Annotated in this window: 15 protein-coding genes; 5 read left to right on the top strand and 10 right to left on the bottom strand. The window is 70.5% G+C overall.

Features of this window, described 5'->3' with window-relative positions; all coding sequences use genetic code 11:
* Together Pma05_RS37440 and Pma05_RS37445 are read right to left on the bottom strand one after the other, a co-directional pair.
* A partial coding sequence (locus Pma05_RS37440; RefSeq protein WP_203862272.1) for a sporulation protein occupies positions 1-1060 on the bottom strand: 1060 nt, incomplete at its 3' end.
* A 331-nt stretch (positions 1061-1391) separates the two neighbouring features.
* Positions 1392-2297 carry a LysR family transcriptional regulator gene (locus tag Pma05_RS37445; RefSeq protein ID WP_203862273.1) on the bottom strand — a complete coding sequence of 302 codons (906 nt, stop codon included), beginning with the start codon at positions 2295-2297 and terminating at the stop codon, positions 1392-1394.
* 149 nt (positions 2298-2446) lie between these two features.
* Between Pma05_RS37445 and Pma05_RS37450 the strand changes: the two genes are divergently transcribed.
* Positions 2447-3751, top strand: a complete 1305-nt coding sequence (locus Pma05_RS37450) for an aspartate aminotransferase family protein (RefSeq protein ID WP_203862274.1) — start codon at positions 2447-2449, stop codon at positions 3749-3751.
* Positions 3752-3882: 131 nt separating this feature from the next.
* Here Pma05_RS37450 and Pma05_RS37455 read toward each other — a convergent pair whose 3' ends face one another.
* A complete protein-coding gene (locus Pma05_RS37455; RefSeq protein ID WP_203862275.1) occupies positions 3883-4956 on the bottom strand; it encodes a glycoside hydrolase family 19 protein in 1074 nt (357 codons plus the stop codon).
* Positions 4957-5091: 135 nt separating this feature from the next.
* Positions 5092-7794 carry an alpha/beta hydrolase gene (locus Pma05_RS37460; RefSeq protein ID WP_203862276.1) on the bottom strand — a complete coding sequence of 901 codons (2703 nt, stop codon included), beginning with the start codon at positions 7792-7794 and terminating at the stop codon, positions 5092-5094.
* Between the two features lie 61 nt (positions 7795-7855).
* Here Pma05_RS37460 and Pma05_RS37465 point away from each other — a divergent pair, with 61 nt between their 5' ends.
* Positions 7856-8041: a hypothetical protein gene (locus Pma05_RS37465; RefSeq protein WP_203862277.1), complete on the top strand. Its 186-nt coding sequence runs from the start codon at positions 7856-7858 to the stop codon at positions 8039-8041.
* 23 nt (positions 8042-8064) lie between these two features.
* On the opposite strand, the gene Pma05_RS37470 is transcribed toward Pma05_RS37465, so the two are convergent.
* A complete protein-coding gene (locus Pma05_RS37470; protein WP_239313945.1) occupies positions 8065-8406 on the bottom strand; it encodes an STAS domain-containing protein in 342 nt (113 codons plus the stop codon).
* Between the two features lie 136 nt (positions 8407-8542).
* Positions 8543-9460 carry an SDR family oxidoreductase gene (locus tag Pma05_RS37475; protein ID WP_203862278.1) on the bottom strand — a complete coding sequence of 306 codons (918 nt, stop codon included), beginning with the start codon at positions 9458-9460 and terminating at the stop codon, positions 8543-8545.
* A gap of 208 nt (positions 9461-9668) precedes the next feature.
* On the opposite strand from Pma05_RS37475, the gene Pma05_RS37480 reads away from it, so the two are divergent.
* Positions 9669-10103 carry a hypothetical protein gene (locus Pma05_RS37480; protein ID WP_203862279.1) on the top strand — a complete coding sequence of 145 codons (435 nt, stop codon included), beginning with the start codon at positions 9669-9671 and terminating at the stop codon, positions 10101-10103.
* 189 nt (positions 10104-10292) lie between these two features.
* Here Pma05_RS37480 and Pma05_RS37485 read toward each other — a convergent pair whose 3' ends face one another.
* The 3 genes from Pma05_RS37485 to bla all read right to left on the bottom strand — a co-directional run bounded on the left by Pma05_RS37485 (position 10293) and on the right by bla (position 13081).
* On the bottom strand, positions 10293-10586 hold the full coding sequence (locus Pma05_RS37485) for a hypothetical protein (protein WP_203862280.1): 294 nt from the start codon (positions 10584-10586) through the stop codon (positions 10293-10295).
* Positions 10587-10594: 8 nt separating this feature from the next.
* Entirely contained in the window at positions 10595-11782 is a 1188-nt protein-coding gene (locus tag Pma05_RS37490) for a D-alanyl-D-alanine carboxypeptidase family protein (protein WP_239313968.1), read from the bottom strand.
* Positions 11783-12142: 360 nt separating this feature from the next.
* Complete coding sequence (gene bla, locus Pma05_RS37495; protein WP_203862282.1) at positions 12143-13081, bottom strand: class A beta-lactamase; 939 nt, start codon at positions 13079-13081, stop codon at positions 12143-12145.
* Positions 13082-13259: 178 nt separating this feature from the next.
* Here bla and Pma05_RS37500 point away from each other — a divergent pair, with 178 nt between their 5' ends.
* Both Pma05_RS37500 and Pma05_RS37505 read left to right on the top strand, forming a co-directional pair.
* A complete protein-coding gene (locus Pma05_RS37500) occupies positions 13260-14237 on the top strand; it encodes a LysR family transcriptional regulator (RefSeq protein ID WP_203862283.1) in 978 nt (325 codons plus the stop codon).
* On the top strand, positions 14234-15160 hold the full coding sequence (locus Pma05_RS37505; protein WP_203862284.1) for a serine hydrolase: 927 nt from the start codon (positions 14234-14236) through the stop codon (positions 15158-15160). Before Pma05_RS37500 ends, Pma05_RS37505 begins: the two co-directional genes overlap by 4 nt.
* 55 nt (positions 15161-15215) lie before the next feature.
* Here the strand turns inward: Pma05_RS37505 and Pma05_RS37510 are convergent, their stop codons facing one another.
* Positions 15216-16487 carry an SMI1/KNR4 family protein gene (locus Pma05_RS37510; RefSeq protein WP_203862285.1) on the bottom strand — a complete coding sequence of 424 codons (1272 nt, stop codon included), beginning with the start codon at positions 16485-16487 and terminating at the stop codon, positions 15216-15218.
* Between the last annotated feature and the right edge of the window lie 69 nt (positions 16488-16556).

A 16556-nucleotide genomic window follows, 5' to 3' on the forward strand; every position in this document is an offset into this window, starting at 1 on the left:
CCTCGCCCTCCTCCTCGTCGTCGCCGCCGAAGTCGAAGACCTCGTCGGCGACCATGCCGGCGGCGAAGCCGAGCGCGGCCCCGCCGGCGACACCCGCGACGACACCGCCCATGCCGGGACCCCGGTCGCGGTGCTCCTCGTGGTAGCCGTGGCCGCCGCCGCCGTGATGGCTGTAGCCCGGGCCATGTCCGTACGCCGGGGCGGCGTAGCCGTGGCCGTACCCCGGCGGGGGCGGCGGGTACCCGCCCGGGGCGGCGTGGCCGCCGAGACTGCCCCGGTGGGCGTGGTGCTGGTCGAGCGCCTCGCGCAGCCAACCGTCGACCACACCGGCCCAGTCGGTCCGGTCGGCGTCGGTGTGCTCGATGCGGTAGCGGCCGTAGGAGTCGTGGCCGCCGGTGAAGAGGCCGGCCCGCTTGTCGAATTCCAGCACCACGTGCACCCCGTGCGGATCGGCGACGAGGGTCAGCTCGACCTCGTTGATGCCGTGCGCGTACTGGGACGCGGCGTAGTACTCGATCTCCTGGTAGAACGGCAGGCTCTGGTGCAGGCCGTAGATGTGGCCGCGCTCCAGGTCGGCGCCCTTGAACTGGAACCCGAGAGCGCCGAACGCCTCAAGGATCCGTTCCTGCACGGGCAGCGGGTAGGCGTACACCGGGTCGAGGTCGCCCTTGTCGGCGGTGCCACGGATGGAGACCTCGGTGCGCAGGCCCAGCGTCATGCCGTGCAGGCGTTGCCCGTACAGGTCGGTGACGGGGGTTTCCCAGGGCATGATGATCTGGAACGGCAGGGAGACCTGCTGGCCTTCCCGCAGATGCAGCCCGCCGGAGACGTCGGCCCGGTGGAACTCGACGAACGCGTCGTACTCCTCCTCGGCGCCGTCGACCTCGATCCTGGTGACCAGGCCGACCCCGATGTGGTCGATCTCGACGTCGTGGCTGCCGCCGGTCAGGTTCACCTGCCCGGCCAGCGGCAGACCCGGTCGGGTGTTCGGGTTGGACAGGACCGTGTCGACGCTGGGAGCGCCGACGCCGAAGACACCCAGCATCTTCTTGAAGACCACGTACTTCTCCCTGGCAACGGGGCAAACGGTTGTACTGGCGGCCGGCCCCATGGTGGAGAACCATGATCGGTGTCCTCCACTATGGATCCCGGTTGGCTCGGCACGTTAGCGTCCCATCCTGGGAGATAGCTGAACGTCTCGCATCAACTACGCAAAGCTATTGCGTGAATGCGATTCATTCTGGTTTGGTGCGCGGGGCGAAGATTGAGGCCAGCCGCGCGCCTGCCGTGAACACCCCTCCCCCGGCGCCGCTCATCCCGCATCGCCTGGCCAGGCGCCGGTGATGCACATCACATGACACATTGGACGGAGCAGCTCTTGACAGCGTGGACTAGGTGGACTCCGGGGTGCGGGCGCAGACGCGAAGTTGCGCCACCGCGCGGGCGATGACGTCGCGGCGGCGGCGATCCTGGCGGGCGTGCACGACGATGCGCCGCAGGACGGTGGGGTGCACCACGGGCCTCGACACGACTCCCTCGGGAAGCTCCGCGACGGCCAGGCGCGGCAGGACGGTGACTCCAACGCCCGCCGCCACCAGTCGCAGCGCCGCCCGATGGTCGTCCAGCCGGACGGCGTATCGCGGCGTGAATCCGACCGCCCGGCACGCACTGGAGACGATCTGCCCGATCGGGCTGTCGTAGATGTCGTGATCCACCCACGGTTCAGCTTCGAGATCCCGTAGCGCGACCTCGCGGGCAGCGGCGAGCGGATGCGCGACCGGGAACACCGCGACGAGTTCCTCGACGGTGAGTTCATGCCGCCGATAGCCGTCAAGCTGCACTTCGACGCCGCTGGCGGGCTCGGTCCGGATGTCGAGGTCCGGTTGTCGACGGCCGCGCCGGTCGACGGGTTCGTTGAGGCTGATCTCGACGGTGAGGTTCGGTTGGTGTTGACGGATGACACGTACGACCTCCGGTATCCACCGTTCGGCGGCGGAGGTGAAGCAGGCGATCGCCAGGTGCTCCGCCTGACCACCCCGCAGGTCCGCCACGACCCGTTCAAGCCGGTCGAAGTCGGCGACGAGAGCCTGGGCCTGATCCGCGAGGTGCCGGGCGGCATCCGTGGCGACGATGCCGCGCCCCTGCTTCTCGAACAGGACCAGTCCGGTCTCCCTCGCCAGGGCGGCCATGTGCTGGCTGATCGTCGCGGGCGAGTAGCCGAGGTTCCGGGCCGCCTTGTTGATCGATCCGGCCGCCAGTACCGCGCGCAGGACCACGAGCCGTCGCGGGTTGAGCATGCGGCCAACCGTACGGCGACAGCGAATGATCGGCGACTTTTGTTTGCTTGTTACGACCCCTGATCCGGCCCAGGATGACTGTCGGGCAGATCGGCCGGCCCGGTCTCCGGCGCGGTCAGACCCGTCTCCGCGGTCAGAGAGGAACGATGATGGACACGACGTTCTGGGACGAGGCGGACCGCCTCCTGATCCGCTACGGAGTGAGCTTCACCCCGCGGATCATCGAACGTGCCGCCGGCGCGTACGTCTTCGATCGTCAGGGAACGCCGATCCTCGACTTCACCTCGGGGCAGATGAGCGCGATCCTCGGTCATGCACACCCGGACATCGTGTCGACGGTCTCCGCCGCGGTCGCGTCGCTGGACCACCTCTACAGCGGCATGCTGAGCCCTCCGCTGCTGGAGCTCGCCGGCAGGCTCGACGCGACCCTGCCTGCCACGCTGGGCAAGACTCTGCTGCTCAGCACCGGCGCCGAGGCGAACGAGGCCGCGATCAAGATGGCCAAGCTCTGCACCGGCCGCTACGAGATCGTCTCCTTCGACCGCTCGTGGCACGGAATGACCCAGGGGGCGGCCTCCGCGACGTTCGCCGCCGGGCGGCGCGGGTACGGTCCGCCGACACCGGGGAACCTCGCCCTGCCCGCACCGAACGCCTACCGGTCGCCGTTCCGGTCCTCCGACGGGTCGCACGACTGGGAGGCCGAACTCGGCTACGGCTTCGCGCTGGTCGACCAACAGTCCGCCGGGAGTCTCGCCGCCTGCCTCGTCGAGCCCATCCTCTCCTCGGGCGGGATCCTCGACCTGCCGCCCGGATACCTCCGCCGCCTCAGGGAGATGTGTGACGAGCGCGGAATGCTGCTCGTCCTCGACGAGGCGCAGACCGGTCTCGGCCGTACCGGGGCGATGTACGCGTTCGAGCGCGACGGCGTCGCCCCGGACATCCTGACGCTGTCGAAGACCCTCGGGGCCGGGCTGCCCGTGGCGGCCGTCGTCACGACTGCCGAGATCGAGCAGGTCTGCCACGAACGCGGGTTCCTCTTCTACACCACGCACGTCTCCGACCCGTTGGCGGCGGCGGTCGCGCTGACGGTCCTCGACGTGATCGAACGCGACGACCTCGTCGCGCGTGCCGCGAGGCTGGGCGAGCAGCTCACCGGCCGGCTGCTGGCCCTGCGCGACAGCTACGAGGTCGTCGGTGACATTCGCGGCCGTGGCCTGCTCCAGGGTGTCGAACTCGTGCGGGACAAGGCGAGCAGGGCGCCGGCCGACGCGCTGGGCAAGGCGGTCACCTCAGCCTGCCTCGAACGGGGCCTGCACATGAACATCGTCCAGCTACCTGGCATGGGCGGCATCTTCCGGATCGCCCCGCCGCTCACGATCAGCGACGACGAACTCCACACCGGCCTGGACATCCTGGAGGCAGCTCTCCAGGCCGTACCCGGCGCCGCCGGATGACGTGGTCGCCAGGACAGCGCTGACCCCACCCGAGGGCGGTGCGCCTGCCGGGGTTCCGGCCGACGACCTGCCCGGGACAACGCCGGGCCTCGTCACGGTCGAATCGACAGGTGACGAGGCCCGGCCGGGGGTCAGCAGTACAGGTTGGCTCCGGCCGAGACGCCGAGAACGCCGACGAACTGCTGGTACTTGGTGACGCGGCTCTGCACCTGGGCGGGGTTCCCGCCGTTGCACTCGATGGAGCCGTTGATGCTGCGGATGGTCTCGCCGAAGCCGGCACCGGTGACCATCGCGTTGTGCGCGGTCATGCTGCCCGGCCCGTTCTGGGTCATCCAGTACCAGATGGCGGTCTTCCAGGCCACCGCGGCGTCGTTCTGGACCAGCCAGGGGTTGGTCAGCAGGGGTAGCCCGAGGGCGTTCCCGGCGGCGTTGTAGTTGAAGTTCCAGCTCAGTTGGATCGGCCCGCGCCCGTAGTAGGCGGCCTGCCCGGCGGGGCAGCCGTACGGTTGGCCGGCGTCGCAGTAGTGCGGGTAGTTGGCGGTGTTCTGCTCCACGATGTGGACGAGTCCACCGGTCTCGTGGTGCACGTTCGCCAGGAAGGCCGCCGCTTCCTGACGCTGGACCGTGGCGCTGCCGGTCCTGGTGAACGCCGGGTACGCGCCGAGCGCGGCGACGAGGCCGGAGTAGGTGTAGAAGGAGTTGCGGCCCGGGAACATCTGGTTGAACTGCGCCTCGCTGACCACGAAGCTGCCGGGGTTGGGGGGCGGAGTGGTGGGCGGTTGGCCACCACAGGTGTACGGCTCCCAATACCAGGTGCTGATGATGGGGTCGTAGCCGGGATTGTCGTGCTCGGCGATGTAGTACAGGCCGTTGGTGTAGCGCACGATGCTCCCGGCGGCGTACCAGGTGCCGGCGACCCAGTTCGGGTAGTTGCAGCTACCGCCCGGTGGCGTGGTACCGCCGTCGCAGGCACCGAGGTCCTGCCAGACGCCGGTGGTGCCCGGCGGCGCCTCGTTCTGGGTCCACCACTTCGCCTGGTAGTTGCGCCCGCTGTGGGAGACCTGGTCGCCTCCCCAGTAGACGGCCGAGGACTGCCACGGCGCCGCGCAGGCTGCCGCCGATGCGGGGGTCGACGGGATGATCGCCACGAGTGCACCGGCGACAACCAGCGCCGCGAGCGCGACCAGGGCGCGCAGTCTCGACATGTGATCACTCCTTCCTGGGGGTACATCGGAACGATGGCTGACCGCACATCGACGGCAGTGACTCTAACACGTTCTGTTCGTAAACTTTACTAATCATTTCGCGCGTGCCGACGCGACCCCACGCCGGGGATCCCGTCAGCCGTCGGTCACCACGCCGGTCAGGACCGCGTTCGGCACCGGCCAGTCCGATACGTCGACGAAGTGCAGTTCGACGACCTCGTCCGACTCGGCGACCGCGTCGGGGATCGTCGGTATGGTGATCTCGCCGCTGGTCGCGTCGGGGCCGATGAACAGGTACGAGACCAGCCAGGTCTCGGACAGCGGCCGGGACGGTTCCACCGGTTCCGCTGTGTTGTCGGTGAACCACTCCGGGTCGACGTCCGTGGTGGACAGTTCGACACCGGTGGCCGGAGCCTGCGGCAGGGCGTACGTGAAGATGCCCGTCTCGGTCAGCTCGGACGCGGAGAAACGCCAGGTCAGCGTCTCGCCCTCGGCAACCCGGACGGAAGCGGACTCGACGGACAGGATCGGTTCCGGGTCGTCGTTGAGGGTCGAGAGTCCGCCGAGGTAGCTGCCGACCATGAAACCCCGCTCCGCCTTGGCTGTCAGCGTCTGCCGCTCGGTGTAGTTCCACCGCGTGTCACCGACCACGTCGATCGGCACCCGGATGCTGCGCTCGCCGGGGCGTACGGTGGCCAGCCAGGACCGGCTCGTGTACGTCGTCTCGTCAAGCAGGAACAGTCGTACCGCGCCGCCGCCGCGTCCGGTGATGGTCACCGGGATCTCGTACGTCGCGGTGCCGGAGTCACCCTCGGCCACCTCCAGGGTGCCGATGTCGAGCCGTGGCAGGCGGGTCGGGCCCGGGTCGGGCGTGCCCGGCGACCAGCCCCACGCGTCGAGCAGCCAGGCGCGGCCCGTCGCGGTGCGCGGGGTGAGTTCGATGGCGGCCAGCCTCGCGGGTGCGTCCGTGAGCGGCACCCGCACCTCCTGCCCCCAGTACGAGGTCGTGTTGTCGGTGCCGGGCAGGCCGTCGATCCGGATCTCGCCGAGCGTGCTGCGCCGGCCGTCCGTACCCACCACGGTGACGCCGAGCCGGGTCCCGGTCGTGTTCGGCGGGACGACGACCCGCAGCGCCAACTGGCGGGCACCGGCGACGGTGACGGGCCGGGCCGGAGCCAGCCGGATCGGGCTGCCGGCGGCGGACCAGTTCAGCGCCGCCGCGTACCGGCCGGGCTCGGGGATGGTCCAGAGGAAGGGCACGAAGTGTCCCAGGGTGGCGTTGCGGTCCTCCGGGTCGATACAGGACCGCTCCGCGTCGTAGGTCACCTGGTCACAGATCCGCGCACCGCCGGAGACGGTCAGCGACGGGTCCGGGGTGATCAGCGGCGTACGGTTGCCGCCGAGCGCGTGGCTGAGTACCCGGGCCGGGTCGGCCGAGGGCGCCCGCACGCCGCTGCCGTCGAGCAGCGGCCGGACCCGGTCGTCGCCGCCGACGAAGAGCCGCGCGGCGGCGGCGATATAGGTCGCGCCGGCGGTCTGCTGCTGCGCCGCGGTGAGCCGGGTCGGGGCACCCGGGGAACAGACCGGGTCGGGCTCGTCACCGACCTGGAAGTCGTCGACGGAGGGTGCCACCGACTGCCCGGGTGTCCACTCGGTGTTGAAGAAGTTGTGGTTGGCGCCGAGCACGTACAGCGCGCTACGCAGCGCCCGACTGGTGCCGATGTCCCGGGTCTCGTCCACGAACATCTGGCCTTGCAGGTCGGAGACATCGCCGTCGCAGCCGGGCAGGATCGTCACCGACGGGACGTCGGAGACCGGATCGTGACCAAAGAGGGTGGGACCGACCAGCAGCATGCCGCGGACGGTCCAGCGAACCCGGCCGTGGTAGCCGTCCCGCCCGGCGGGCGGCGGGGCGAGCGAGTCCATCGCCGCGCGGCTGACACCCTCACCACCGCGCGAGTGACCCATCAGGAAGACCTGGGACAGATCGGCGCGCGGCGCGGCGCGCACGACCGCCGGCGCAGCGGCGCGTCCGCTGCCCGCCCAGTCGGCCCACTTCGCCAGGTGCAGCCGGACGAGCGAGGAGCGGGCCTGGGCGCCGCCGTCCTCGGCGTCCCAGTCCTGGCCGTTGACACCGTTGGCCGAGATGGACACGGTCAGGTAGCCCTGCGAGGCGAGCAGCCGCTGCGCCTGGAGGTAGCCACGGTAACTCGGGATCGGATCGGTGCCGGCCGGGCAGGGCCACTCCTGGGGTACCTCCTCGTCCCCCCGGTAGCAGACGGCGTGTCGGCCGTGCAGGAACAGGGCCAGGGGCCGGGCGCCGGACGTACCCTGCGGTGCGACCACGACCGCCCGCATCTCGACCTTCTCCGGGAAGTCGGGCAGCGTGACGGCGGGCAGCTCGTACTCCCCGGTGATGGACCGGTAAGGCCCGGCGACGCCGGGATCGACGGCGCCGGCCGGCTGGGTGGCCGGCACGGCGGCGATCGGCGCGGCGCGGCGGGTGCCGCGCGGCTGGTCCTGGTCGATCCGCCTGCCGCCGGCCCGCACCGTGAGTTCGCCGAGCCGGCCGGCCCCGCCCAGCCCGAGGCTGAAGGTCCGACCGTCAGGGTGGGGGCGAGCCCGGCCGAGCCGCCGGTCGCCCGACCAGAACTCCACGGCGGCATCGCCCATCGGGACGGAGGTGTCCGAGCGCCAGGTCAGCTTGCCATCGGTCACCGACCAGCCGCCGGTCGCCGACCCCGGCGGAGGGCTTCCGGGGGGAACGGCCGCCGCCGGCCCGGCCGCCCCGGTCACCAGCGCGAGGACGAGCCCGACCGCCATCAGGAATCTACGCATACGGCCGTGTCTATCCCATCCGTGCAACGTCGTCGGGTGGTGTCGAGCCGGGATACCGGCCGTGCATACTCGTAGCCGGCTCTACGACGTGCTCACCTCGCACGGTGGCAGGTTCGCCGGGACGGGACTCGATACCCGGGTCGTGGCGTATCCACTCTGGACCGCCGGGACGGCGACGGCGGTGGCCACGGCGTTGCTCGGCGCAGCCGTGGTACGACGGATCAGCAACCCGCGACGACCGACGTAGCGGTCACAGGTGCGGAGCGGATGTCACCGGGTCCGCCGGAGTCGCTGGGGAGGGACACCGGCGGCGGTGAGCCGGCTGGCTATCGCGGCGGAGCTGGTGCAGATGGAGACGATGACGTTGTCGTCGTCACCGACGTGGCACGCGGCGGCGAGGGTGCCGACGCCGATCGGGTCCAGGGCGGAGACGTCGGACAGGTCCACCATCACCCGCCAGGGACGAACCTTGCGAACCGCACGGACGAGAATGTGCCGCAGTTCGGCGGCGCAGTCGATCCCGACCGGCCCGTGCGGCTGCACGACCAGTGTGCCGTCCACGACCGTCGACACCTCTACCGGGGTGTTGGGCACCGGACCGCCCTTCTTCACCGTGTACTGCGTGCGGGCCCACCTTATGAAGGTGAGAAACACGTGTCGAGAACGGCGGAAGAATTGCGCCTCATATCGATATCAGGCCGGCGCCCAACACCACTCGGGTCGTGACCGGTCGGACGCCGGTCTTGGCTCAGCGGTAACCGGTGGCGTCGGCGGGCCGACCCGGATCCTGCACCTCCACGATGTACCGCCACGCGTCGGGTCGGCTGCCGTCCACGTCCGTCAACCCGTAGACCTGTGCGAGCTGACCGCTGGAGACGGACCGGCCCGACCAGCGCGCCCGGTCCGGATCGGCGGCGAGCGCGGCGACTCCCCGACCGACGTAGGTCGGCGACTCGGAGATGACGAAGTGGGGCTCCTTGACGGTCGCGTCCCGCCAGTTCTCCTCGGTCACCCCGAACAGGTCGAGCATCATTTCTGACCGCAGCCACCCCGGGGTCACCGCCACCGCCGCGCTCCCGTACGACGCCAGTTCGTGGCTCTGCGCCAGCGTGAGCCGCTCCACCGCCCCCTTGACCAGGTCGTAGTAGACACCCACCTGATGGCGGTACGCACGGTTGTACTCGAACGTGCCGTCGGTCATCTCGATGACGAGCCCGCCCGGGTTCCGGATCAGCAGCGGCAGCGCGAAGTGGCTCGTCACGGCGTGCGTGTCGATCCCCACCCGCAGCATCCGCAGCCCCTTCGTCAGGTCGTGCTCCCAGATCGTCTTCCCGAACTCGGCATGCACGTCTCCGCCGAAGATGTCGTTCACCAGGATGTCGAGCCGGCCGTGGTCGGCGTCGATCCGCTCCACCAGCCCGCGCACCTGGTCGGCCTCCAGGTGATCCACCCGCAGCGCGACGCCATCCCCGCCGGCCGCGGCGATGAACTCGCCGGTCTCCTCGATCGTCTCCGGACGGTCCATCTCCGAACGCCCCGCCCGGCTGCTCCGCCCGGTCGCGTACACCACGGCGCCGGCCCGGGCCAACTCCACCGCGATGGCCCGCCCCGCGCCGCGCGTCGCGCCCGCGACCAGTGCCACCCTGCCAGTCAACATCTTCGTCATGCCCCCGATCGTGGCATCGCTACCTGACAACCGATGTCCGGTTTTCCGAACCGGTCGGCCAGTGACCTCGCTCACCGACGGCCACCTGCGCACGCCTCGGCGAGGAAGGGAGTACGAAAACGAGCTGAAGCCGTGGTGAAGCCGCCGGTTGCTGGGATGGGGAGAGCCTTCGGGAGGACGAGGGCTCGATCCAGATCAGGAGGGTTCCATGGCCAAGAAACGCCTCTTCACCGTCCTGGCCGCAACCGCGCTCGCGGTCGGCTCGATCGCGGCCGGGCCGGCCGCGCAGGCATCGGCGGCCCGGACATCCGGGTCACCGGCGGTGGCGTACGCCGGCACGTCGGAGGTGGGGAATTCGTCCCCGGGTGTACTGATCGACGCCAGGCCGTGCAACACCAGCCAGACCCCCAGGCAGATCCGGCTCGTCCTGGCGCCCGGTGCCGTGATCTGCTACGGCGGCACCGTCGGCAGTTGGGACCTGGGCGAACTCTACGTACAGAGCCTGGTGGCGGGCGGGTACCACGGCTACCTCGTGTGCGAGAACTCGGGTGGCGGTTCGGGCTTCGTGCAGTTCTTCTCGCCCGGCCAGATCTTCTCGATCAACGACACCTGCCAGACGCTCGCGATCACACCGCCGCGCTAGTGTCCTGACTTCCTCGACCTTGTCGAGCGGCACCAGGAGACGCCGACCGGGGCGGAGGTGGTCGGGGTACGAAGCATCGGTGCGGCACGGTTGGGCTCTCGTACCGTGGCGGGAACGGTCCCCCGCCACGACAGCACGGCGGCCGTCACCCAGGTCGGGTGACGGCCGCCGCGTACTGTCCGAGCGTTGCTATCCGCCGATCTCGTACGCCCGCAGGACGGTCTGCCGGACGCTGTTGCCGTCGGCGTCGGTGACCGTGGCCCGCGGCGAGGCGTAGCCCGAGGCGGGATTCCGCACGGTGACCGTCCAGTGGCCGCCGGAGCGGCTGACCCCGGCCGGTTGCCGGCTACGGCCGTCGTCGTACGAGACGTCCACGGTGTAGGCGGTCACCGCAGGCGCGGCCGAGCTGCCCTGTCGCTCCACGAAGGACGGGAACGAGTAGCCAGCCCCGGTACGGCAATCACCCCGATCGGGTGGGTCCATTCGCCGGCTCAGCGATGCTGCCGGATCCGCTCCCAGTTGCTCGGTGGTTCCAGCGGCACTCCGCTGCGGAGCGTGCCGGTGACCGGTGCGCCGCCGCTGTCGGTGATCGCGGTGAGCTGGCCGTGTTCGGTCTCCGCCGGCAGTCGAGCCGGTATCGCGGGGAGGTCGAGGTCGAGGCGTATCGGGGTGCCGGGCCAGCCGATGACGGTCAGGTCCTTGCCGGCGTGGATGGTGGTGCCGGTGCCGAGTGGGCCGGTGACGGTAGCGACCTGGTCACCGGCCCGGACCACCGGATGTGCCTTCAGCCCGGTGGTGGCGGTCCGGACCAGCGGGCGGGTTGCCTTGAACACCCGGTCGAGTTGTACCCGGGTGTTCGCGCCGGGCTGGCCGAGGACGGCACCGACAATGGTGACCTTCCGGCCGCCGACCTTGACCACGGCGGCGAAGACGAGACACCCACCAGCCTCGTCGGTGGACCCGGTCTTGATCCCCACCACCCCGTCCCGGCCAACCAGGGAGTTGTAGTTGTACACCTCACCTGCGACCGGCAGGGTCGCCTTCTTCTGCGCCGCGATCTCGGCGAACGCCGGTAGGCGCATCGCCTTACGGGCCAGGATCACCTGGTCGACGGCGGTACTCACGGTGCCGGGGTCGAGGCCGGACGGGTCGGTGTAGTGGGTGTGGGTCATCCCCAACTTCTCCGCGGTGGCGTTCATCTTCGCCACGAACGCGTCGATGCTGCCGGCGTCCCAGGCGGCCAGGATCCGGGCCATGTTGTTCGCCGACGGCAGGAGTACCGCCTGCAACGCCTGTCGTTCGGTGAACACCGCGCCCGCGACGACCGGTATCAGTGACTCGCCCCGGGCAAACTCGTCCGGGTACGCCGCCGCCTGCGCCGCGCTGACGGTCAGCTTCGGCCCGTGCTCACCCCGCTTGAGCGGATGCTCGGTCAGGATCAGATACGCGGTCATCACCTTCGTCACACTCGCGATCGGCACCGGCTCACTGCCACCGGAGGTGCCCAGCGAACCGACTCCCTCCACCGACAACGCGGCCTGCCCGGTCGTCGGCCACGGCACCACCGGTGCTTTGCCGGGGATGGTCACCGACTCGGGCAGCGTCCGGGTGACCGCCGCCGCCGGCAACGGATTACGCAACGGTGCGACCGCGAACAACGTGACCCCGGCCAGCAACACGATCAACAACCCACTGACCAGCAGCCAGCGACTACGCCTGCCACCCCGCTTCCCCGCTCGCGGTGGTGGCGGCACAGGTCGGAGCACCTGAGTCGTCGTCGCGGAATCGAACATCCTGAAATCTCCCCCGTCTGACGCACCGGCCGCGCCGTACGGCGCGGCCGGTGCGCTGATCTCGGTATCGCTGGCGTGGCCGTGCCGACAAGGCACTCCGGCGCACGCCGCGAAGGTGTGTATTGAAGCTCCGCTCATCGATGATCGCGGCTCTGAACTGGTACGGCTCGATCCGCGCCGCACCCTCGATCGATCGAAGTCCGCGAGCGTCGTGCTCACATCGCGCCAGTCGGCGGCCGAACCTGCTCAGGCGAGAGTTTCTGCTACATAGCTGGCGGCCTGAGCGATGAGGGCCGAATCGTATTCGGCGTCTCTGGCGGTCTTGCTCGACATGATCGACATGACGAGTGGCGCGGAATTCGGGGGCCACACGACGGCGATGTCGTTGATCGTGCCGTAGTCACCGGTACCGGTCTTGTCGGCCACCGTCCAACCCTTCGGCAGACCGGCCCGGATACGTTGGGCGCCGGCCTCGGTGGCGTTGCGTTCCAGCAGATCGCGGAGGAAGGCGCGCTTGTCCGGCGGCAGCGCCTCGCCCAGTACGATCTTCTGGTAGTCGGTGCCGATCGCCCGGGGCGAGGTCGTATCACGCGGATCTCCCGGAGTCGCCTCGGTGATCGCCGGCTCGATCCGATCCATCCGGGTGACCGTGTCACCGATGCTGCGCAGGTAGCTCGTCAACCTGGCCGGCCCGCCGAGATCGCGGAGCAGGAGATTTCCGGCTGTGCCGTCGCTGTACCGGACCGCCGCGTCACAGAGTTGCCGGATCGTCATCCCGGTGGCCACATGCTTCGGACTGATGGTGGCGTTCTTGGTGAGATCTTCTTTGCTGTACCTGATTCGCGTGTCCAGGTGCGACAGCGGGTTTCGGTGCAGGACCGCCGCCGCCGCGAGTCCCTTGAACGTCGAACAGAACGCGAACTTTTCATCCGCCCGATGCGCGACGACGGTTCCGGTGCCGATGGCGAGCGCGTAAACGCCGAGGCGCACGTCGAATTTGCGCTCCAACTCGACCAGTCGATCGTGGCGATTGTCCGCCGCGCCGGAGGAGGGCGCGGCGGGGGACGAAGGAGTTGAAGAGGGAGCGGAAGCGGGTGTATCTGTCCTCGCGCAGCCGGCCAATGGCAAAAGTGCCGCCGCTCCGAGGAGTGTGCGGCGGGTGATGGTCGGTTGCGATGACGTCATGGTCTTCCTTCTTGCTGGGCACGAATGTGTAACCGGACCGTCCGTCGCGCCACGACTCGGCCGGTGGATGGGCCGGCAGGATGGCATCTCGTGGTCCTCGAGGAGTCAACCAGCGCTCCGTGTTCTATGTCCAAGAGATATGTTGGAACGCTCTATAGCTTTATGATATGCATGGCCGGTGGACCTGCTCGCACACCTTGAGGCGTACGTCGCCGTCGCGGAGGAGGGCAGCTTCTCCCGGGCGGCCGACGTCCTCTACGTCGCGCAACCGGTGCTCAGCCGCCGGATCAAGAACCTGGAGCAACACCTCGGTGGCCAGCTCTTCGACCGCTCCCGGCGCCAGATCACCGGTACCGACCTCGGCGTCCTGCTGCTTCCGCACGCCAAGGACGTGCTGAGCCGGGTCGACCACCTCCGTCAGGTGGCCAGGACGGCGCTGGCCTCGGCGGCGCACGCGCTGGGCGTACCGCCGGACTCCGACCCGGTGGCCCTGGCCCGGGTCATCCGAGCCGGCACCCGGCACGGCGTGACGATCGGCGTACGGGAACTGCCCGCCGAGGAGCGGGCAGGTGGGCTGGCGGACGGCTCACTGGCGTTCGCGCTGCTCCGGGTGCCGCCGGAGGCGGCGACGTACCACGTACGGCTCGGCCTGGCCGCCGTCGACCCGGTGACCGGGTCGTCCGGCCGACGACCGGTGCACCTGGAGAGCCTGCGACCACGACGAGGCGCGGAGAGCGGCTCGTCGCCGGCGATCCTGGTCACCGCCGAGGACGAGATCGGATTCGCGGCGGAGCGGTTCGACAAGGCCGCCGCCCGCGCCGGCCTGCCCGAGGGGCGGGTCCGCCGCGTCGCGTCGACCGCCAGCGCGGTGGCCGAAACGCTCGCCGGCCATGCCGTGTTGCTCTGCCCCGAGCCGTTCGCGCGGCGCCACGACCTGGCCTGGTCGCCGTTGGCGGACGCCGCGCTCCATCGCGGCTACGAACTCGCGACGGCGCGCCGGCGGGTCGGCAACCTCGGAACCCCCGTACTCGACTGGATGGCGCCGTTGCTCGCCGACGCGATCGGTGCCGTCGGCGTTCCCGCCGAGAACCCCGGGGCGGCGGAGCGGGGCTCCACCGTGCCGGATCCCCGCTCCCGGCTGGCGGCGCGGGGATGAGTCCCCGGCATCCGACCTTCGTCGCCAGCCCGGCGGAGCTTCTCCCGGTCGCCCAGTCGATCGCCGCGCAGTGGCAGCAGGTCGGCGCCACCGGCCACCTGCTCGCCCGCAACATCGACACCGGCGAAGAACTGGGGTTCGACGTCGACGCACCCGTGCCGCTGGCCTCGGTAGCCAAGGTCCCGCTGGCCCTGGTGGTGCTGGATCGGATCGCGACCGGAACGCTCGATCCGGCCCTGCCGATCACCATCGATCCGGCGTCCAAAAGCGTCGGCTGGACCGGCGTGGCCGCCTTCCGCCACCCGGCGACCCTGGCCGTCGGCGACCTGGTCCACCAGACCCTGACGGTCAGCGACAACGCCAGCGCCGACGCGCTGTTCGACCTGGTCGGCATCGAGGTGGTGGACGAGCGCCTGCGCGGGTGGGGATGCCCGGGGATCCGGGTCCGGCACCACATGCACCGGATGTACGAGTGCACCGCCGGTGTCGCCGGCGACGACTTCGGCCTCGCCCTGGAACTGGCGATCCGGGACGACGCCGCCGGCCAGCACTCCATCGAGACGCTCAATCCGGCGTACGCGAACGTCGGCAGCGCGGCGGCGCTCGTCGAGCTGCTGGAGCGGATCTGGCTCGACCAGATCTCCCGACCCGAGGCCACCGCCGAACTTCGCCGCCTGATGGCGCTCCAGGTCTTCAACCAGCGCCTCTCCAGCGACCTGCGCGCCGACACGGTACGGGTCAGCGGCAAGACCGGCACGTTCCTGCACCTGCGACACGAGATCGGCATGGTGACGACCGAATCCGGCGACCGGATAGCGATTGCCGCCCTCACCCGCTCGCACCGCCGGGCGAGCATCGCCCACGACATCGATCTCGCGATCGGCGCCGCCGCCCGCTCCGCCTTCGAAAGCCTGCGCCGCTAACGGGTTCGGCTGAGGCACCGATAGTCGACGGCACGGATGGCCGACGGCACGGGTGTCAGCGGGCGGCGGCCTGGAATCGGGCCGCCCACGCGTCCCGCTCGTCCGGTGTCGCCGGTCCCACCAGGGCGACGGCGGCGAGCCACGTGGGCGGTCGACACACCTGCCACTGCTCGTGGCTGAGGGCGAGCAAGCGCAGCCCGTCCAGCCCGGAGACCACGTCGAGGTCGGCGACCGCGGCACCGGACAGGTCGAGGCACTCCAGGCGGGGCAGCGTACGCAGCACGCCGAGGTCCACCGGCGACCGTGATCCGAGGGTCAGCGCGCGCAGCGTCGGGTGACCGGCCAGCGGGGCCACCTGGACGGCGTCCAGACGTACGTGCAGCGCCTCGAGGGGCGCGGCGCGCAGCGGGCCGAGGTCGAGCGTGTCGTGGCCGATCAGGATGGCCTCGTGCAGCCGCGGCGCCCCACGCACGGGTTCCAGGTCCAGCCCGTCGGCCTGGCGGGACCGCAGGCACTGCACGTGCGCGGGCATTCCGTGCAGCGAGCCGCCGTGGTCGTCGTCGTCCCACACCTGGGCCTCGACGAATTCGTTCTGGTCCGGAACGACCGCCTCGACCACCGACAGATACCCGTTGTCGAACTCGTACTCCCCGCCGTCGAGCGCCGCCACCTGCCGGCGCAGCAGCGCCGTAACGGAGTCGGCGACGTACACGGCGCCGTGTACGTGTATGCCGATGCTGATGACCTGCCCGACGCGGCCGGTGGGTCCGGGCTCCAGGTCGACCGCGAGGAAGTCGCCGCCCCCGCTGGTCGCGAACGGGATCCATCCGTGCCGCATGCGCGAGCGCCGCACCGTCCCCGCCGGGTCCGCGTCGAAGGCCGCCGACCACCACGGGTCGTCGCCCCAGCCGACCTCGGGCCACAGCCACGACATCGGCCCGGCCACGGTGCCGGCAAGACCGAACCATTCGTGGCCGGCGAAGGAGTCCCCGTCGGCGGCGTCACCGTCGGCCTCGCCGTAGAGGGCCAGCAGGTCGGGCGGCAGCGCCAGCCCGGACGCGGCCACCAGCCGGGCCCGCTCCGCCGGGTCCAGCGGTTCGACCAGCTCGTCCGCCGCCGGCTCGTCTTCCCGCTCGTCGTCGGTCCACCCCGCCAGCTCGGCTTCGACGAGTTCCGCGCGGCGGCGCCGGAACTCGTGCAGCAGCCGAACCGCCTCCGCCGGATCACCCGCCGGCGTGCTGTCGACCGGCCCGTCCTGCGCGTCGCCGGGATCGCCGGGACGGGATTCCGGGTCGAGGACGAGGACGACGCGCTCCGTCTGGCTCATTCGGACAGTTCTACCACCTTTGTCCGACAGCTATTTCGTCCGCTGGTGTCGGCGCCGCTCGCCGCGCTG

Origin of the sequence: Plantactinospora mayteni (assembly GCF_016862935.1) — a bacterium.
In the GTDB taxonomy this organism is placed as follows: Bacteria; Actinomycetota; Actinomycetes; order Mycobacteriales; family Micromonosporaceae; genus Plantactinospora; species Plantactinospora mayteni.